At 70.4% G+C, this 17851-nt stretch carries 16 protein-coding genes; 8 read left to right on the top strand and 8 right to left on the bottom strand.

The window, feature by feature from the left end; all coding sequences use genetic code 11:
• Position 1 precedes the first annotated feature (1 nt).
• Positions 2-931 (bottom strand): 4-hydroxy-tetrahydrodipicolinate synthase, encoded by a 930-nt coding sequence (gene dapA / locus ACH45E_RS25975; RefSeq protein WP_361440080.1) that lies wholly within the window; start codon positions 929-931, stop codon positions 2-4.
• Between the two features lie 169 nt (positions 932-1100).
• Here dapA and ACH45E_RS25980 point away from each other — a divergent pair, with 169 nt between their 5' ends.
• From ACH45E_RS25980 to ACH45E_RS25995, 4 genes are all read left to right on the top strand, one after another.
• A complete protein-coding gene (locus ACH45E_RS25980; RefSeq protein WP_361440083.1) occupies positions 1101-1235 on the top strand; it encodes a hypothetical protein in 135 nt (44 codons plus the stop codon).
• Positions 1232-1924, top strand: coding sequence for a hypothetical protein (locus ACH45E_RS25985; protein ID WP_361440086.1), 693 nt, complete (start codon positions 1232-1234; stop codon positions 1922-1924). The genes ACH45E_RS25980 and ACH45E_RS25985 overlap by 4 nt, the downstream gene beginning before the upstream one ends.
• 90 nt (positions 1925-2014) lie before the next feature.
• Positions 2015-2434, top strand: a complete 420-nt coding sequence (locus tag ACH45E_RS25990) for a phage holin family protein (RefSeq protein WP_361440089.1) — start codon at positions 2015-2017, stop codon at positions 2432-2434.
• Positions 2431-2928, top strand: coding sequence for a DUF3618 domain-containing protein (locus ACH45E_RS25995; protein ID WP_361440092.1), 498 nt, complete (start codon positions 2431-2433; stop codon positions 2926-2928). Before ACH45E_RS25990 ends, ACH45E_RS25995 begins: the two co-directional genes overlap by 4 nt.
• 89 nt (positions 2929-3017) lie before the next feature.
• On the opposite strand, the gene ACH45E_RS26000 is transcribed toward ACH45E_RS25995, so the two are convergent.
• Positions 3018-4844, bottom strand: a complete 1827-nt coding sequence (locus ACH45E_RS26000; protein WP_361440095.1) for an endonuclease/exonuclease/phosphatase family protein — start codon at positions 4842-4844, stop codon at positions 3018-3020.
• Positions 4845-5111: 267 nt separating this feature from the next.
• On the opposite strand from ACH45E_RS26000, the gene ACH45E_RS26005 reads away from it, so the two are divergent.
• The 3 genes from ACH45E_RS26005 (at position 5112) to ACH45E_RS26015 (ending at position 9545) form a co-directional block, all read left to right on the top strand.
• A complete protein-coding gene (locus ACH45E_RS26005; protein WP_361440098.1) occupies positions 5112-6575 on the top strand; it encodes a hypothetical protein in 1464 nt (487 codons plus the stop codon).
• 198 nt (positions 6576-6773) lie between these two features.
• Positions 6774-8222 carry an alkaline phosphatase PhoX gene (locus ACH45E_RS26010; RefSeq protein ID WP_361440101.1) on the top strand — a complete coding sequence of 483 codons (1449 nt, stop codon included), beginning with the start codon at positions 6774-6776 and terminating at the stop codon, positions 8220-8222.
• A 624-nt stretch (positions 8223-8846) separates the two neighbouring features.
• Positions 8847-9545: an LAGLIDADG family homing endonuclease gene (locus tag ACH45E_RS26015; protein ID WP_361440272.1), complete on the top strand. Its 699-nt coding sequence runs from the start codon at positions 8847-8849 to the stop codon at positions 9543-9545.
• A 538-nt stretch (positions 9546-10083) separates the two neighbouring features.
• Here the strand turns inward: ACH45E_RS26015 and ACH45E_RS26020 are convergent.
• Complete coding sequence (locus ACH45E_RS26020; protein ID WP_361440104.1) at positions 10084-11532, bottom strand: MFS transporter; 1449 nt, start codon at positions 11530-11532, stop codon at positions 10084-10086.
• 144 nt (positions 11533-11676) lie between these two features.
• Between ACH45E_RS26020 and ACH45E_RS26025 the strand changes: the two genes are divergently transcribed.
• On the top strand, positions 11677-12243 hold the full coding sequence (locus ACH45E_RS26025) for a helix-turn-helix domain-containing protein (RefSeq protein WP_361440107.1): 567 nt from the start codon (positions 11677-11679) through the stop codon (positions 12241-12243).
• Positions 12244-12306: 63 nt separating this feature from the next.
• Here the strand turns inward: ACH45E_RS26025 and ACH45E_RS26030 are convergent, their stop codons facing one another.
• From ACH45E_RS26030 to ACH45E_RS26050, 5 genes are all read right to left on the bottom strand, one after another.
• Positions 12307-13479, bottom strand: a complete 1173-nt coding sequence (locus ACH45E_RS26030; RefSeq protein ID WP_361440110.1) for a TerD family protein — start codon at positions 13477-13479, stop codon at positions 12307-12309.
• 182 nt (positions 13480-13661) lie between these two features.
• The gene (locus tag ACH45E_RS26035; RefSeq protein WP_361440113.1) at positions 13662-14651 is read right to left on the bottom strand and encodes a zinc-dependent alcohol dehydrogenase family protein; all 990 of its coding nucleotides are present in this window, start codon (positions 14649-14651) and stop codon (positions 13662-13664) included.
• Positions 14648-15490: a carbohydrate ABC transporter permease gene (locus tag ACH45E_RS26040; protein ID WP_361440116.1), complete on the bottom strand. Its 843-nt coding sequence runs from the start codon at positions 15488-15490 to the stop codon at positions 14648-14650. The genes ACH45E_RS26035 and ACH45E_RS26040 overlap by 4 nt, the downstream gene beginning before the upstream one ends.
• Complete coding sequence (locus ACH45E_RS26045) at positions 15487-16425, bottom strand: sugar ABC transporter permease (protein ID WP_361440119.1); 939 nt, start codon at positions 16423-16425, stop codon at positions 15487-15489. The genes ACH45E_RS26040 and ACH45E_RS26045 overlap by 4 nt, the downstream gene beginning before the upstream one ends.
• A complete protein-coding gene (locus ACH45E_RS26050; RefSeq protein ID WP_361440121.1) occupies positions 16422-17795 on the bottom strand; it encodes a sugar ABC transporter substrate-binding protein in 1374 nt (457 codons plus the stop codon). Before ACH45E_RS26050 ends, ACH45E_RS26045 begins: the two co-directional genes overlap by 4 nt.
• Between the last annotated feature and the right edge of the window lie 56 nt (positions 17796-17851).

Below are 17851 nucleotides of genomic sequence, written 5' to 3' on the forward strand. Positions count from 1 at the left end.
CCTAGGCGTACGCCTCGGACGCCTGGTACGCCTCGTATGCCGCCAGCAGCCTGCCGACCGTCTCGCGGTCGGCGGGCCGCAGCGGTGCGCGGACCGGACCGGCGGGCAGGCCCAGCGCGTCCAGCAGTCCCTTGGCGGTGACCGTGCCGGGCAGGCCGGACGCCGTCATCAGCTCGATGAGGGGCGTGGCGCGTTGCTGGAGGCGGGCGGACACGGGGGTGCCGCCCGCCTCGAACGCGTCCAGGATCTCCGCGATCCGGCGCGGGACGACGTTCGCGACCGTGCTGACGCAGCCCGCCGCGCCCACCGCGTACAGGGCGAGGATGTGCTCGTCGCAGCCCGCGTAGTAGGCCAGGCCGGTGCGGGCCAGCACCTTCTGCGTGCCGAGAAAGTCGTACGAGCAGTCCTTGACCGCCACGATCCCGGGGTGGTCCGCGAGCCGGATCATCGTCTCGGGCTCGATGCGGGTGCCGGTGCGGCCCGGGATGTCGTACAGCATCACAGGCAGGCCGCTCGCATCGGCGACCTGGCGGAAGTGCGCCTCCAGCGCGTCCTGCGGCGGCCTGCTGTAGTACGGCGTCACCACCAACACGCCGTCCGCGCCCGCCTTCTCGGCCGCCAGGGCCAGCTCCACGGTGTGCAGGGTGTCGGAGGTGCCCACGCCCGCCACGATCGGCACCCGCTCGCCGACCGCCTCCCGGACGGCCCTGATCAGCTCCGCCTTCTCGGCGTCGCTCGTGGTCGGCGACTCGCCCGTCGTGCCGTTGAGGACCAGGCCGTCGCAGCCCTCCGCCACCAGCCGCTCGGCCAGGCGCCCCGCGCCCTCCCGGTCGAGCGCGCCGGTCCGGGTGAAGGGGGTGACCATCGCGCAGAGCATGCGGCCGAAAGGGCGGGGGGAGGGCTGCGGGGAGGGGTACGGGGTGGTCGTCATGGGAGTAGTCTCGGCATGCCGAAGGTGAAGCTCCACTTAATTCTTTTACGGTGTATTGGTAAGTGTTACTGCGATGTAGGACGCGGTGCCTGCCTCGCCCTATGTCCAACTCGGCCCTTCATGGGTCACTATGGCCAGGACGGTACCGACGGCAGTCATGGGAGGCGCCATGAAGCTCGGCAAGGCACTGGCCACCGGAGTCGCTGAGGAACAGCCGGTCGTCCACGAGGAAGAACTCGACGTCACCGAGGAGATCCGCGAACCGCAGGACTCCGTGCCCGAAGAGGTCCCGGCCGCCCGATGAGACTGCGGCTCCCCACGGAACGCCCGACGGAGCCGCCGACCGGATACAAGATCGCCCACCCGATGCTGTCCCAGGACGGCACCCGGGCCGGGTTCACCGGTGTGTCGCTCGGCGGCGCGCTGCCGTACGCCGTCCTGGACGACGCGGCCTGCGTCTACGGACGCCGGCACCGCCCGCCCGCACGGCTGTGCGACTGCGGCTTCCACTGCGTGCACGACCGTACGGCCGCGGAGGCGCTGCTCGCCACCACCGAGCACCGGGCGGCGGTCCTGCTGGAGGTCTCCGTCCTCGGCGCCTTCATCCGCTTCGAGCGCGGCTTCCGCTACGCCCGGCAACGGGTGCGCACGGCCACCGTCGGCCCCTGCGCCTGCGGCGCGTCCCCGGCGGCGCTCGCCGACGCCGGCTGGGGCAGGCCCGGCTGGCGTGCCCTGACCGCCTCCTGCCCGCTGTGCCTGCGCGGCCGTACGTCCGTCTCGCTCGCCTCCTTCGCCCGGCTGGCCGGGGACGGGCTGCGGGTGGTGGCGGGCGGGCCCGCCCCGGCACCGGGCGGCGGCCCGGCCGGGCCCGAAGGGCTCGGCGTGCCCGAACTCGTCGCGGAGGCCGCCCTGTTGCAGGCCCGCCTCGACTGGTTCCAGACCCAGCTGGCCCGCCTCGGCGAGCGCGGGGCCGGAGGAGGGCCGAAGGGCTAGATCCGCTCTCGGTTCCCCCTTGGCAGTCGTCCATAACAGTCGCCGGCCGGGGTACTCGGAACGTTCCGGACCGAGAGGAGGCGGAGCACCGTGACCGGGACCATGAACGTGCGGCCCACAACCGACGAGCATCCCCCCGTGGGCGAGCTCGTCAGCCGGGCGACCGAACAGCTCTCCCGGCTCGTGCGGCAGGAAGTGGCCCTCGCCAAGGAGGAGTTGGCACAGAAGGGGCGGAGGGCCGGGCGCGGCGGCGGGCTGCTGGGTGCGGCGGGCGCCGTCGCCTACGCCGGTCTGCTGGGCCTGGCCGCCGCGGCCATCGCCGCCCTCTCGCTGACGCTGCCCGTGTGGGCCGCGGCGCTCATCGTCACGGCGGTGCTCTTCGCCGTCGCCGCGGTGCTCGCCGCGACCGGGCGCGCCCAGCTGAAGCGCGCCGCGCCGCCCACACCCGAGGAGACGCTCGGCAGCGTCAAGGCGGACGTCGAGGAGATCAGGGAAAGGGCGCACCGATGACGAACAGGAGCGGACCCGGCGGGGGCGGCGCGAAAGGCCCCGACGAGCTGCGGCAGCAGATCAAGCACACCAGGAGCCAACTCGGCAGCACCGTGGAGGAACTGGCCGCCAGGGCGGACGTGAAGGGCCGCGCCCGGGCCCGTGCCGCCGACCTCAGGGACAAGGCGGGCGCGATGACCGTACAGCTGCGCAGCAGTGCCGCGCAGGCCGGGCACACCGTGCAGGAACGGGCGGTCAGGGCGGGGCACACCGTGCAGGAGCAGGCGCTGCGCGCCGGGCACACCGTGCAGGAGCGGGCGGGGCACGCCGGGCACCTCGCGCAGGACCGGGCGACGCACGCCGGGCACGCCGTCGAGCAGCGCGTGCCGCGCCAGGCGCGCGGCTTCGTCCAGGCGGGTGCGCGGCACCCGGTGCCGACACTGATCGTCGGCGCGGCCGGCGCGGCACTCGTCGCGGCGGGCATCTGGTGGCGCGTGCGCCGCAGCCGGCGCTGACCGGCCGACCGTGCGGCACGGCCGCGGGGGCCGCGGGATCATCCGATCCCGCGGTCCCCGCGTCGTTGGGCCCGGAGAACCCGGGGACGCTACGGACGGAACCGCAGCACCTGCGGGTCGTGGTCGCTGACCTGGTCGTTGAACTCCGCGTTGATGTGCACGCTGTCGTAGTCGAAGTCGCCGGCGCGCCGGATCGAGGGGCTCACCAGGATCTGGTCCAGGACCTGCTCGTTGCCCTGGTAGTCGTACGTGTAGCGCTCCTTCGTCGGCAGCGACTTGATCGCCGACCACAGCGCGCCGTGCCCCTCGAGGATCTTGGCGGTGCCGGAGAACTCGAAGTCGTTCATGTCGCCGAGCGCGACGACCTCCGCGTCCTTCTGCACGTCGAGGATGTTCCCGACGAACGCGTTGACCAGCGTCGCCTGCGCGTGCCGCTGGACCTCCGAGCTGCGCACCGGCGGCTGGTACTGCGCGGTCAGGCCCTGGTCGCCGCCCTTGGAGTTGAGGTGGTTGGCGATCACGAACACCGTCCTGCCGCGGAAGACGAACTCGCCGGCCAGCGGCTTGCGGCTGGAGTTCCAGGCCGCGTCGGCGGGGGCGATCCGGCCCGGGGAGGCCGTGAGCTGCGCCTTGCCGTGCACCTTGGTGACACCCACCGCGGTGGTGGAGTCGCCGCCCGCGCGGTCGGTGAAGGAGACCCGCTCCGGGTTGAAGAGGAACACCTGGCGGATGTTGCCGCCGGGCTCGCCGCCGTCCTTGTCGTTGACCGGGTCGATCGAGCGCCACTGGTACTTCGGGCCGCCCGCCGCCACGATCGCGTCGATCAGCTTGTTCACGGTCGTGCTCGCGTCGACCGTGCCGTCGTCCGTGGCGCCGTTGTTGTCCTGGATCTCCTCCAGGGACACGATGTCCGGCGACTGGAGGTTGTTCACGATCGCGGAGGCGTGCTTGTCGAAGGTGGCGTCGGACGGGTCGAGGTTCTCGACGTTGTACGTGGCCACCGCCAGCTCGCCGTGGGACTGCTTGCGGGTGGTCTCCCGCTTCAGGCCGCCGCTCTTGAGGGCGCCGAGCTTCCCGGCGACGAGGGTGTAGCCGCCGAACTGGTTGTAGTCCAGCGGGCCGGTGGTGGCGCCGGTGAGGGTGTCGCCGACGTTCGCCTTCGGGAAGTCGGCGGTGGAGCCCAGCGACTGGATCTGCAGGCGGCCGGTGTTCTGCGAGGTGTAGGAGCCGTAGATCGTGCCGCCGCGGAGGCTGCGGTGCTCGTGCGGCTTCACCGTGACCCACAGCTCGCTGTAGGGGTCGGTGGCGGTGACCACACGGGCGTCGGCGACCTGGACGTTCATGCCCTCCAGGGACTCGTAGTAGTCGAGGGCGTACTTCGCCGGGTCCAGGGTCAGACCGTTGACCGAACCGCTCGCGGCGGTGTCGCCGGCCGGGGTGTACCGGTCCGGCACCGACTTCGCGCCGATCACCGTCGGGGCCGGGACCGCGTTGCCCGTGGAGACGGTGGTGACCGTCGGCTTGGTGATCTCGGTCAGCGACTGGTTGCCGGTCGAGGTGCCGCCGGGCACGTACTCCGAGACCGTGCCGGTGACCGTGACCGAGTCACCGACGGCGGCCTTCGGGGTGGAGCTGGTGAAGACGAACACGCCTTCGCTGGTCGCCGGGTTGGCGTCCGGGGTCGGGTCCTGCATCCAGAAGCCCTTGGAGGAGCCGTAGGTGCGGGTGGCCGTGACGATGCCGGGCACGTCCGTCACCTTCTGGCCGGCGTACGGCGATATGCGGGTGGTGCCCTGGACGTCGTGGATGCGCACGGAGTCCGCGTGGGCGGGAGAGGTGAGGGCGACGGTGGACGCCGCGCTGCAGACGGCGGCGACGGTGAGCGCGGCGAGGCGCGCGGAAGACCTGCTCGGCAAGGGATCCCTCCGGGGACGTACGTGAGCGCCGGGACGAGGGTGGGACAGCGTGCCCTGAGTGGAACGACGTGACACGCGTAGAGCCGCGTGAAACAAGTGAGTAAACAGTTGTCCCCCCGTTTCTACGCGCGTCAATCTCCTGCCTGGCCAGGCCAGTTGTCAAGGTTTCGGCCATGTACGGCCGACGACGGGGAGATGAACCGGGCGGCATGGGGCCAAATCCGTCTAGGCTGAGCGGTTGAACCCCTGACAACCGCGAGGAGTCCGATGTCAGACAGCTCCCCCCTGCCGCCGGTCAGGCTGCACCCCGAAGCGGAGCTGGCGCGTGACGCGCTGTCCACGCCGTTGCTCTCCCGGGCCGCCCGGCTCGCCCGCTGGGCCGGACCCGACACCCGCGTGGACGCCGGCGGCGGGCTGGTCGACGAGCAGCTCCCGGCCGCCGCGGACGTGCTCTCGCTCGACGGGGACGACGCGGCCGCCCTCGCGAGCGAGGCCTGGCGGATCGCCGTGGACACCGGCCTGGTCGACATCCTCGACGAGGAGGCCGGCACCGTCGCCACCGGGCCGGAACTGGCACGGCTGACCGGCGGCTCCCCGCACGACGTCCTCGCGGTGTGGCTGACCGCGCTGGAGACCGCGGTCGCCGACGCGAGCGTGCCCGACCTCGACGACCTGGCCGACGCGATGGAGGCCGGCGGCGAGGTCGATTTCTCGTCACTCGACTGGGACCCCGAGGCGGAGGCCGCGTTCCTCGACGGGGTCCTCGGGAACCTGTACCTGCTCACCGTCAGCGAGAACGGCCCCGGCGACGCGGCCGTCCCGCTGCCCGCGCTGGCCGCCTCGGTGATCGCGCCCAGCGACATGGGGGAGCCCACCAACGACATACTCGAGCAGGTCTCCGACGCGATGATGCGGCTGGACGACCAGTTCCGGGTGCTGGAGCCGATCGGGCTCGTGGCGTACCAGCCGGTCGACGAGGCGCTGATGGCGGACCCCGACGGCATCGACGGTACCGATGGCGGCGACGGCCCCGCCGAGGAGACCACCGGGCAGGTCGACGACACCGACGTCACCCGCTACGGCATGGTCCGGCTCACCCCGCTCGGCGTCTACGGGCTGCGGGCGCGCCTGCTGGAGGGCGGGCTCGAGGCGCCCGCCGTGGGCGACCTCGCCGACAAGGGCGCGGACGTACTGCTCGACGGGACGTCCGCCTACCCGCCGGCCGCCGCCCAGGCCGAGACCGAGCAGTGGCTCACCCGCCGCGAACCGCTCGTCGCCGCGACCGAACTGCTCGCCGCCGCGCAGGGCTCGGACCCCGGCGCGCCGCTGCGCAGGCTCCGCTGCCAGCAGGCGCTGTCCCTGGTCGGCCCGCAGGCCGAACCGGCGCTGCGCGAGGTGCTCGACGACGCGGAACTCGGCGGGCTGGCCCGGGTGTGGCTGAGCGAGCGCGGCGCGGCCGACGTGCCGCCGCCGTCCGAGCGGATGGTCTTCTGGCTGACCATCGACACGGTCGCCGCCCAGCTCCAGGCCGAAGGCAACTCCGAGGAACTGCAGGCCCTCGTCGAGGGCCTCGCCCGCCAGCACAGCAGCTTCTTCGCGGCGGCCTGGCGCGTGGACCACCCGGCCACCGCGGACGTCCTCGAGGCCATGGGCCGCCTGCACCCCGACAAGCGGATAGCGAAGGAGGCCCGGAAGGCGGCGTTCAAGGCGAGGTCCCAGCAGGGGAGTTGACCGAGGTCCCCGCCGCGGTCGGCAACGGCCGGAAGTCGGCGGGACTTTTGGTGTCCGTGGGGGACTAATTACGGATTCATGGAAGTGGGTCCGGTGAAGTCGCCCGGTGTTCAACCGCCGTTCAGGAGCGGACGGGACTGTTTCGCCGACCCGACGTCCGCCACCCTCCACGGCACGCACACCATCACGGGAGACACCATGTCGCTCACCCGCAGGGACTTCGCCAGGAAATCCGCGATCACCGGTGCCGGAGTGGCGCTGGCGGGCAGCGTCGGCGCCCTCGCCACCGCGCCGAACGCCCTCGCGTCCACGGAGACCGACAGCGCGGACGCGGACGCGGAAGCGCACGGCGGGCACGGCTCAGTCGGCTACGGGCCGCTGCTCCCCGACCCCGACGGCATCCTCGCGCTGCCCGCCGGCTTCAAGTACCGGATCATCACCTACAGCGGCCGGACCAAGCTGGAGTCGGGTGAGTTCACCCCGTCCAACCACGACGGCACCTCCACCTTCTGCGGCCCGCGCGGCGCCACGCTCCTGGTCAACAACCACGAGCTGAAGGGCCCCCGCGCCAACTGGAAGTACCCGGTGCCGCTCACCGACGGCCTGGTCTACGACCCCGCCGCCTCCGGTGGCTGCACCGTCGTCGAGGTCCGCCGCGACCACGTCGCCGAGTGGGTCGGCATCGCGGGCACCTCCACCAACTGCGCGGGCGGCAACACCCCGTGGGACACCTGGCTGACCTGCGAGGAGACCGAGGACAAGGCCGGCCAGAACGGCATGACCAAGGACCACGGGTACGTCTTCGAGGTCGACCCCGAGGACCGCCGCGCCAACCGCGACCCCAAGCCGATCAAGGCGCTGGGCCGCTACGCCCACGAGGCCGTCGTCACCGACCCGACGCGCGGCCACCTGTACCTGACGGAGGACGCGTCGGGCCCCAACGGCCTGCTGTACCGCTGGACCCCGCCGGCGGGCTTCCGCCACGGCCGAGGCAAGCTGCGCACCCTCGCCGACGACGCCGGCGTGCTCCAGGCCTTCAAGTGCTTCGACTCGGGTGGCAAGTTCGTCGACGACCTCTCCCGGGCGAGGAAGACCGGCACGGTGTACGGGGTGGACTGGGTGGATGTCCCGGACCGCGACGCCAAGACCGTCTCCACCCGCAAGCAGTTCACCGACGGCCAGATCACCCGCGCCCGCAAGCTCGAGGGCATGTGGTGGGGCGACGGCGGCGCGTACATCGTCTCCTCGTACGCCCGCGAGGAGAGCCCCGTCCAGCACGACGGCCAGGTCTGGTTCTACGACCCCAAGCGGCGCACGCTGACGCTGAAGGTCCTGCTCGGCGTGAACCCCGACCCGTCCAAGGACGGCGCCTTCGACGGCCCGGACAACATCACCGTCTCCCCCTACGGCGGCCTCGTCATCGCCGAGGACGGCGAGGGCGTCCAGCACCTGTTCGGCGCCACCGACAGCGGACGCACCTACCCCATCGCCCGCAACGAACTCAACATCGGCACCGAAGCGGAGCCGGAATACAGCGAGTTCACCGGCGTCACCTTCTCGCCCGACGGAAGCACCCTGTTCGCCAACATCCAGGAGCCGGGCATCATGCTGGCCGTCACCGGTCCCTGGAAGCGCCAGCAGCGATAGCCGCGCAATATCACCCAAGCGGGTGAGTTTGTTCAGACTCTCCGATTTCTTCCTCACGTCGCCATAGCGTTTCAGTGTCGCGCTGATGATCGATGAAACCGAGGAGAGTCTGTGGACGCGGAATCGCAGGGAGGCGTCGCTGAGGGCTCTCGGGTGTGGCTGGGCGACGGGTCGGTGAGTGCCATCGAAGATGTCGTCGAGAGGCGCCTCCCTGTGCTTTCTTACGCCAAGGAGTGGGACACCAGTCCTGTTCGCTACGGTGCCAATCAAGGTCCACGTGAACATTCGGTTGGTGAGCTCGTTTCAGTTCCTCCGCGCCTTAGTTTCAGCGGAATTGCTCGCGAGGTACTCAGCATTGGATTTACTTCTGGGCGAGTGGTCGATGTGGGGCCTGCCCAGTTATGGGTGACGCAGCGACGAAAGGGGCGCCAGGCCTGGGAGTGGAAGCGGGCCGATGCCCTGGTTCCTGGTGATCGGATCCCGTTTCCGCTGACTGCCGCTCACTTCGGAACAGATGGCAGCGTTAGTGAGGGCTACTTCGTCGGTGCCATGCTCGGCGATGGCGGAATGACTTCATGCAGTCCAGAGTTCCATGGTGATCCACTCGACGGAGCTGTGGATTTCATGAGGGAGTTCGCTGCTGAGTACGGCTGCCGAGTGCGGGAGATTCCGGCGGGTTCGATCGTGCGTCTGCGATTCCCGTTCAGGGCGGGCCATCGCAACCCCCTGACCGAATGTCTACGTCGCTATGGTGTTTGGGGTAAGCGATGCGACCGGAAGGCGTTGCCCAGTTCCTTGCTCAGCCGAGACTTCTGGATCGGGTGCCTTTCGGGACTTGTTGATACAGATGGCTGTGTGCGCGAAAGGATCAATCCGCGAGGTACGGTGCACGGCTCCGTCGAGTACGCCACGGTGTCACCTGTGTTGGCGGCGCAGGTTTCCGATCTGCTCTTGCGCTTCGGTATTGCCAACCGGTGTCGGGTCGTCCAGAGACGCCGACGTGATGACGACGCGATCAACGGCTATCGCGTCGTGAGTCGACTACCGATCCACATAGTGGAGGTATCACGAGCCACCGCACTGGTTCGGCTTGCTGGGCTTCTGAACCTCCGCATCGGGTACAAGGCTCATAAGTTGGAGCGATTGGCTGAGGTTGTGGGGCACGTAGCCCCGGCGCGCAGCGACATGCATGGCTACGACGAGGCCGTAGCCCTGGACAGAGTAAGGAGCGTTGTGCCGGTCGGTAGTAGGCGCGTCTACGGTATTGCAACAAGCCCTTCCGGGTTGTTCGTAGTCAATGGCCTTGTGACGGGAGCCGCGTAGGGCGAGTTCCTGAGGGGGTAACCCGCTGCCGCGGCTCCCCGTTGAATCCTGCCGGTAGACTGGTCGAACACCCCCCGTAGAGCTATTCCCGGGGGGAGGGATGTTCGGTAGAGCTACTTCTTCCCGGACAGTCGTTTCCGGAGGTTCCGGCGGAGAAACTTACGCGGGCGATTAGAGGTAGCGACCGGCAGGATCAGGAAGAGAAGGTACAGCGCGTATCCCGAAGCGCTGATGTGAACGTCAAGCATGGTGACCTTCCAGGCGTGCGTAGTGAAGGCCCTCATGCCTGAGAAACAAGGTGAGCTCGCCGAAGCTCTTCACACCAGGCACTGTTGAGGTATGGTCTGCGGTAGAACATGAAGTAGGCGCAACGTGAGAATAGCATGATCCGTTCGCGCCCATCTGTTCCTGCCGCCCCCTTCGCTTGTGCTCGGTGGCCCTGTGAAGTTCCGGTGCTTCAGGCGAAGGTGGGCGTCTTTTTTGCTGCCCTCATCCTGCGCGTGATCACCGGGCCCGCAGAAAGGCGTTGCCGCCAGGGTCAGTTCGCACGGGGAGGCGGGACACGCCGCCCCCTGATCAAGAACGCCGCCACCAGCAGCGCGGCCAGCGCGATCAGTGCTCCGGTGCCGAAGGCGCGGGACGCCCCATGGGTGAGGAGGGCGGCCGGAGATCCGGTGGCGTGCCGGGTCGCCGTGCCGAACACCGTGACCAGGACGGAGAGTCCGAGGGTGCCGCCGAGCCACTGGAGGGTCTGGAGCAGGCCGGAGGCGGCACCCGCTTCCCGGGGTTCGATCCGGGCGAGGATCGTGGCGTTGAGCGGCATGAAGCTGAGGCCGACGCCCAGGCCCATCAGCAGCAGCGGGCCGAGCAGACCGGTCACGTAGCCGTCGTCCGGCCGCAGCCGCCACAGCCACGCGCACGCCACGGTGATCAGCGTCATACCGGTGAGCAGCACCGGCCTGACGCCGAACCGGGCCAGGAGCCGGGGCACCAGGCGCACGATCGTGAACATCACCAGCGTCAGCGGCAGGAAGGCGAACCCCGCGCGAAGCGGGCTGAAGCCCAGGACCTGCTGGCCGATCAGGGTGAGGAAGTAGAACGCGCCGAACAGCCCCGCGGGCAGCAGCATGATGCTCAGGTATCCGCCGGTCCGGTCCCGGTCGGCGAACAGGCGCAGCGGCATGACCGGCTGGCCGGCGCGGGCCTCGATCAGGACGAAGCCGACGAGCAGCGCTGCCGCCGCGCCGAAGCCGAGCAGCGCCTGGCCGTCGCTCCAGCCCTGCTCGGAGACGCGGATGAACGCGTACACCAGCGAGGTCATCCCGGTCGTTCCGGTCAGCGCGCCCGCCGCGTCGAACCGGCCCGCGTGGCGCGGGGTCTCGGTGACGAAGCGGGGCAGGGCGAGGGCGAGGCCGAGGCCGATGGGCACGTTGATGAGCAGGGCCCAGCGCCAGGAGGCCCAGGAGGTCAGCATGCCGCCGAGGACCAGGCCGAGGGAGCCGCCGATGCCGCCCATGGAGGCGTAGACGCTCAGGGCGTGGTGGCGGCGCGGCCCCTGGGGGAAGTTGGTGGTGATCAGGGCGAGGGTGCTCGGCGCGATGAGGGCGGCGCCGGCGCCTTGCAGCGCGCGGGCCGCGAGCAGCCAGCCGCCCTCGCCGGCGAGTCCGCCGAGCAGCGAGGACAGGGCGAAGAGCAGGACGCCGGCGGTGAGGGTGCGGCGGCGTCCGAGGATGTCGCCGACGCGTCCGCCGAGCAGCAGCAGGCCGCCGAAGGCGAGTGTGTAGGCGTTGAGGACCCAGGACAGGCCGGTGCGGCTGAAGTGCAGGCCCCGCTGGATGTCGGGGAGGGCGACATTGACGACGGTCGAGTCGACGCCGACCATCAAGTAGGCGGTCACGATCACGAGAAGGACGGTGCCGAGTCTGGCGGGATGCGGTGGTGCGGAGAGTGCGTCGGCTGTCGTGGGCGGTGCGGACGGGGTGGACATGGATTCTCCCGTTGTGGCGTCCCCGGTGAGGTGCGAAAGGGCAGGTCGGACTGCCCGCGGAGCGCACGGCATTAAGCGGGGACTGTCTCCGTTTAATGCTCGATAAGATACGGAGTGAGTCCCCGGTTTGCAAGGAGTAGCTGGATGACGCAGGTCAGGCCCATGCGTGCGGACGCTCGGCGCAACTACGAGCGGTTGCTGAAGGTGGCGGCGGAGGCCTTCGCCGAGCATGGGGAGAACGCGTCGCTCGACGACATCGCCAAGCGGGCGGGCGTCGGTTCGGGAACGCTGTACCGGCACTTCCCGACTCGGCAGGCGCTGCTGGAGGCGGTGTACGTCGACGCCATCGAGGCGCTGGCGGCGCGGGCCGACGAGCTCGCGCGGGAGCTGCCGCCCGGCGAGGCGCTGGCCGAGTGGCTGAACGAGCTCGGCGCGGGGATGATGCAGGTCCGCGGCCTGAAGGCGCTGCTGGGTTCCGCCGTCACCGACGGCAGCTCCGCCGTGGTCACGGCGTGCGGCAACTCGGTGAAGAGCGCGGCTCAGCGACTGGTGGAGGCGGCGCAGCGGGAGGGGACGCTGCGCGGGGACGTCGAGTCGATCGACATTCTGCGGCTGGCGCACGGTGTCGCCACGGCGTCCGAGCTGGCGAACGGCGAGGGCAAGCACATCCGCCGGTATCTGACTCTGCTGACGGAGGGGCTGAGGCCGTAGGCCGACGGCGGGCGCCCCCGGCCCGGGGCGCCCGCCTGTGTCGTACGGCCGCTCGCGCGACTGCTAGAGGGCCTGGGCGGCCGGCTTCACCATGTTCCGTACCGTACGGGCCTTCACGAAGTCACCCATCGCGGTCATGTCCCACTCGCCGGAGAACTGCCGGACGAGCTTGGCCATCATCACGCCCGTCTGCGGTTCGGCGCTGGTGAGGTCGAAGCGGACCAGTTCCTCGCCGGTCGCGGCGTCCAGGAGACGGCAGTAGGCCTTGGCGACCTCGGTGAACTTCTGCCCGGAGAAGGAGTTCACGGTGAAGACCAGGCCGGTGACCTCCTGCGGCAGACGCCCGAGGTCGACCATGATCACCTCGTCGTCCCCGCCGCCCTCGCCGGTGAGGTTGTCCCCGGAGTGCTTGACCGCGCCGTTCAGGATCGTGAGCTTGCCGAAGTAGCAGCTGTCGATGTGGTCGCGCTGCGGGCCGTAGGCGATGACCGAGGCGTCCAGGTCGATGTCCCTGCCGCGGAAGGCCGGTTCCCAGCCGAGGCCCATCTTGACCTGCGACAGCAGCGGGCTGCCGCCCTTGACGAGGGAGACGGTCTGGTTCTTCTGGAGGCTGACCCGGCCCTTGTCGAGGTTGACCTTCCCGGCACCGGGGGCGGGCGGGGCGGGCGGCGCGGGCGGGACCGGGGGTGCGGCGACCGGCGCCGCCGGGGTCGGCTGCGGGGTGGGTGTCGCGGCCGGGGCCGGTTCCTCGACCGTCACGCCGAAGTCGGTCGCGATGCCCGCCAGGCCGTTGGCGTACCCCTGGCCGACGGCGCGGGCCTTCCACTGGCCGCCGCGCAGATAGACCTCCACGATCACCAGCGCGGTCTCCGTGCCCAGCTGCGGCGGCGTGAACGTGGCCAGCACGGACCCGTCGTCCGCGTTGCGGACGGTCGCCGTGGGCTCGATGCCCTGGAAGGTCTGACCCGCCGTGTCCGGGCTCGCCGTGACGACGATCTTCTCGATGCCGGGCGGGACGGCGGCGGTGTCGACGATGATCGCGTCGGGGGCCGTGCCGCCGCCCGAGCGGTAGGTCACGCCGGGGCCGGCGGGCTGGTTGTAGAAGATGAAGTCGTCGTCGGAGCGCACCTTGCCGTCGGCGGTCAGCAGCAGGCCCGACACGTCGAGCCGCACCGGGGCGGCGACGTCCACCGCCACGCGGGAGACGGAGAGGGGGATGTTCGAGCCAGGGGTCATAGCTGTCATGCCGGGTGAACGAGCGAGGCCGCTTTACCGTTCCCTTACCGTGGGCGCCGGGCCCGATGGATTTCGCCCCCGCCGCCCCTACCCGTCCCGTCCTCCAGGGGCTGCACCCCTTCGACCCGCCTGGGGCTCCGCCCCGGGATGGGACGGGTAGGGGCGGCGGGGGCGAGAAAGCCCTACGGCACCACCACGATCTTGCGCCCCACCCCCGCCGCGAACTGCTCCAGTGCCTCCGGGTACCGCTCCAGCGGGATACGGTCGCTGATGAAGAGCTCCGGGTCCAGTACCCCGTTCGCGAACAGTTCGGCCGCGCGTTCGAAGCTGTGGAGCACCGCCATCGAACCGGTGATGGTGATCTCCTGGTTGTAGATGCGGTACGGGTCGATCGTCACGCGGGTCGCGTAGTCGGCGACGCCGAACTGGAGGAACGTGCCGGCCTTGGCCACCCGGTCGAGGCCGTCCTGGATCGCCGCGGCGTTGCCGGTCGCGTCGACGACGAGGTCCCAGCCCTGGGGCCGGTCCAGCTCGTCGGGGCTGCCCGCGGTCGCGGAGACGCCCAGCCGCCGCGCCGTCTCCAGCCGGGCCGGGTTGACGTCCACCACGTCCACGCTCGCCGCGCCGGTGCGCTTGGCGAGTTCCAGCATCATCAGGCCCATGGTTCCGGAGCCGTAGACGAGCACGTGGGCGCCGAGGCGGGAGCGCAGGACGTCGTAGCCCCGTACCGCGCAGGACAGGGGCTCCACGAGGGCCGCGTCCTGGGTGCGGACGTGCTCGGGGAGCCTGACGCAGTTGGCCACCGGGGCCACCGCGTACTGTGCCGCACCGCCCGCCGTGGTCACGCCGATCGCGGCCCACCGCTCGCAGAGGTTGTTGTGACCGGTGCGGCAGTAGCGGCATTCGTGGCAGTAGAGGGAGGGGTCGACCGCCACGCGGTCGCCGACCGCGACCTCGGTGACCTGGGTGCCGACCCCGACCACCTCGCCGGCGAACTCGTGCCCGGGGACGATCGGCAGCTTGGGCGCGAACTCGCCCTGGAGGATGTGCAGGTCGGTGCCGCACAGTCCGCAGGCCGCGACCTCGACGACGACTTCGCGGGGGCCGGGCGTGGGGTCGGGGACCTCGGCGACGACGGCGCGGCCCACGGACTCGATGACGGCGGCCTTCATTTGACGGCTCCCAACGACAGGCCCTGGACCAGCTTGTCCTGGGCGGCGAACCCCGCGGCGAGCACCGGCAGGGAGATGACGAGCGACGCGGCGCACACCTTGGCCAGGAACAGGCCCTGGCTGGTGATGAAGCCGGTCAGGAAGACCGGGGCGGTCTCCGCCACCACGCCCGTGAGGACCCGGGCGAACAGCAGCTCGTTCCAGCTGAAGATGAAGCAGATCAGGGCGGTGGCGGCGATCCCGGGCAGGGCGATCGGCGCCACCACGCGCGCGAGGATCGTCGGCAGGCGCGCGCCGTCCACCCGGGCGGCCTCGATGACCGCCACGGGCACCTCGGCCAGGAAGGACTGCATCATCCAGACCGCGATCGGCAGGTTCATGGAGGTGTAGAGGATGACCAGGAGCCAGATGTTGTCGAGCATCCCGGCGTTCTTGGCGAAGAGGTAGATCGGCAGCAGGCCCGCCACGGCCGGCAGCATCTTCGTGGACAGGAAGAAGAACAGTACGTCCGTCCACTTGCGCACCGGCCGGATCGACAGCGCGTACGCCGCCGGCAGGGCCAGCAGCAGGACGAAGAGGGTGGACACGACCGAGGCCACGGCGGAGTTGACCAGTGCCGGCCAGGGGCTCGCCCCGCCGCCCGAGCCGAAGAACTCGCGGTAGCCGTCGAGGGTCAGCGAGGCCGCGAAGGAGGGCGGGTTGGTGGCCGCGTCGGCTTCCGAATGGAAGGACGTCAGGGCCATCCAGGCGATGGGCAGGAAGAAGACGATGCCGGCCAGCCAGGCCACCAGGCCGAGACCCACACCCTTGCGGCGGACGCGTACGGCGATGGCGCTCATGCGCGGGACACCTCCTCGCGGAACAGGGACGACACCACGCGCAGGGCGAAGGTGGCGATGACGATCGAGCCGATGACCACCAGGACGCCGGCGGCCGAGGCGAGGCCGTTCTCGTGGGCCTGGTAGAAGCTCTGGTAGACGGTGTACGGCAGGTTGGCGGTGCCCAGGCCGCCGGACGTGATGGTGAAGACCGCGTCGAAGTTCTGGACGATGTAGATCGAGCCGAGGAGGGCGCCCAGTTCCAGGTACCGGCGCAGGTGCGGCAGCGTGAGGTGGCGGAAGATCTGCCAGTCGCTCGCGCCGTCCACCCGGGCGGCCTCGATCTGCTGCTGGTCGCGGCTCTGCAGTCCGGCGAGCAGGATCAGCATCATGAAGGGCGTCCACTGCCACACCAGGGAGGCCTCCACCGCGAGCAGCGGGGTGCGGGAGATCCAGTCGGGCTGTGGGCCGCCCACATAGTGCAGCAGCCCGTTGAGCAGACCGTATTCGGGGTTGTAGAGGACGTGCTTCCAGAGCAGGGCCGCCGCCACCGGGACCACCAGGAACGGGGCTATGAGCAGGGTGCGGACCACGCCCCGGCCGCGGAACCTGCGGTCCAGCAGCAGCGCGAGGGCCAGTCCCAGGACCAGGCTGGCCAGGACCACCGCCACCGTCAGCAGCACGGTCGTCCACACCGAGTGGCGCAGGTCGGCGTCGGTCAGCACCTGGTGGTAGTTGTCGAGGCCGGTGAAGTGGCGGGCCTTGGGGTAGAGGGCGTTCCAGTCGAAGAAGGAGATCACCAGCGTGGCCACGAACGGCAGCTGGGTCACGGCGATCATGAAGACGAGCGCGGGGAGCAGCGGGGCTCGGGTGGCCCAGGCGCGCAGCCGGGCGGAGGGCGGCCGGGTGGCACGTACGGGAGCGGCGGCCACGGGGGCCGTGGTGGTGGCGGTCATCGTCCCTCGTACTCCTTGGCGATCCGCTCGGCGAGCTGCTGGGACTTCTTCAGGGCCGAGTCGACGGACTGGCGTCCGGCGATGGCCGCGCTGATCTCCTGGGAGACCTTGGTGCCGAGGTCGGTGAACTCGGGGATGTCGACGAACTGGATGCCGGGTGCCGGGCGTGGCTGGACACCGGGGTCGTTCGGCCGGGCGTTCTCGATGGCGTCCTTCGTCATGTCCTGGAAGGCGGCGGCCTCCTTGCGGTAGGCGGCGTTGGCGTACGTCGACGAGCGCTTGCCCGCCGGGACGTTCGACCAGCCGCTCGTGTCCCCGACCAGCTGTTCGTACTGCTTGCCGGACGCCCAGGAGACGAACTTCCAGGCCTTGTCGGGGTTGCGGGAGGCCTTCTGGATGCCCCAGGCCCAGGTGTAGAGCCAGCCGGAGGACCGGGTCTTCTCGACCGGGGCGGGGGCGTAGCCCAGCTTGCCCTTGACCGGGGAGCCCTTCGCCTCCAGGGATCCGGCCGCCGAGGTGGCGTCGTACCACATGGCGACCTTGCCCTGGGTCATGTTGTTGAGGCACTCGGCGAACCCGGACTGGGCGGCGCCGGACTCGCCGTGCGCGCGGACGAGGCCGACGTAGAACCTGGTGGCCTTCTCGAACCCGGGAGAGTCGAGGCGGGCCTTCCAGCCCTTGTCGAACCAGGTGCCGCCGAAGGTGTTCACGACCGTGGTGAGGGGGGCCATCAGCTCGCCCCAGCCGGGCAGGCCGCGCAGGCAGATGCCCTTCATACCGGGTTCGGCGCCGTCCGCCTTCGCGGCCAGGTCCGCCACCTGGGTCCAGGTCGGGTGGGCGGGCATGGTGAGGCCCTTCGCCTCGAAGACGTCCTTGCGGTACATCAGGAAGGACGACTCGCCGTAGAAGGGCTGGCCGTAGAGCTTGCCGTCGTCCGCGGTGAGGGACTGGCGCATCGGCCCCAGGATGTCCTGCTCGTCGTACGCCGGGTCCTTCGCGACGTAGCCGTCCATCTGGTGCAGCCAGCCGTTGCGGGCGTAGATCGGTATCTCGTAGTTGGAGAGGGTGGCCACGTCGTACTGGCCGGCCTGGTTGGCGAAGTCCTGGCTGATCTTGTCGCGGACGTCGTTCTCGGGCAGGACGGTGAAGTTGACCTTGATGCCGGTCTCTTTGGTGAAGTGGGCGGCGGTGAGCTTCTGCAACTCGGTCATCTGGGGGTTGTTGACCATCAGGACGTTGATCGAGTCGCCGCCGGAACCGGACCCGCCCGCACCGACCCAGCAGCCGGAGAGCAGCGGGGCGAGCAGCGTCCCTGCGGCGGCCAGGGCGAGCGGGGCTCGCGACGGCCGTCGTCGGCTCTGGGTTCGCATGGATCACTCCTGGACATATGAGGAAATTAAGGGCGCATTGTGGCGTGGATGTGCCC

Origin of the sequence: Streptomyces sp. NPDC020299 (genome assembly GCF_044387825.1) — a bacterium.
Classification (GTDB): domain Bacteria; phylum Actinomycetota; class Actinomycetes; order Streptomycetales; family Streptomycetaceae; genus Streptomyces.

Bases quoted from the DNA above. Each gene is read 5' to 3' on its own strand.
- dapA (WP_361440080.1), bottom strand. From the start codon at position 931: ATGACGACCACCCCGTACCCCTCCCCGCAGCCCTCCCCCCGCCCTTTC.
- ACH45E_RS25980 (WP_361440083.1), top strand. From the start codon at position 1,101: ATGAAGCTCGGCAAGGCACTGGCCACCGGAGTCGCTGAGGAACAGCCG.
- ACH45E_RS25985 (WP_361440086.1), top strand. From the start codon at position 1,232: ATGAGACTGCGGCTCCCCACGGAACGCCCGACGGAGCCGCCGACCGGA.
- ACH45E_RS25995 (WP_361440092.1), top strand. From the start codon at position 2,431: ATGACGAACAGGAGCGGACCCGGCGGGGGCGGCGCGAAAGGCCCCGAC.
- ACH45E_RS26005 (WP_361440098.1), top strand. From the start codon at position 5,112: ATGTCAGACAGCTCCCCCCTGCCGCCGGTCAGGCTGCACCCCGAAGCG.
- ACH45E_RS26010 (WP_361440101.1), top strand. From the start codon at position 6,774: ATGTCGCTCACCCGCAGGGACTTCGCCAGGAAATCCGCGATCACCGGT.
- ACH45E_RS26015 (WP_361440272.1), top strand. From the start codon at position 8,847: ATGAGGGAGTTCGCTGCTGAGTACGGCTGCCGAGTGCGGGAGATTCCG.
- ACH45E_RS26020 (WP_361440104.1), bottom strand. From the start codon at position 11,532: ATGTCCACCCCGTCCGCACCGCCCACGACAGCCGACGCACTCTCCGCA.
- ACH45E_RS26025 (WP_361440107.1), top strand. From the start codon at position 11,677: ATGACGCAGGTCAGGCCCATGCGTGCGGACGCTCGGCGCAACTACGAG.
- ACH45E_RS26030 (WP_361440110.1), bottom strand. From the start codon at position 13,479: ATGACCCCTGGCTCGAACATCCCCCTCTCCGTCTCCCGCGTGGCGGTG.
- ACH45E_RS26035 (WP_361440113.1), bottom strand. From the start codon at position 14,651: ATGAAGGCCGCCGTCATCGAGTCCGTGGGCCGCGCCGTCGTCGCCGAG.
- ACH45E_RS26040 (WP_361440116.1), bottom strand. From the start codon at position 15,490: ATGAGCGCCATCGCCGTACGCGTCCGCCGCAAGGGTGTGGGTCTCGGC.
- ACH45E_RS26045 (WP_361440119.1), bottom strand. From the start codon at position 16,425: ATGACCGCCACCACCACGGCCCCCGTGGCCGCCGCTCCCGTACGTGCC.
- ACH45E_RS26050 (WP_361440121.1), bottom strand. From the start codon at position 17,795: ATGCGAACCCAGAGCCGACGACGGCCGTCGCGAGCCCCGCTCGCCCTG.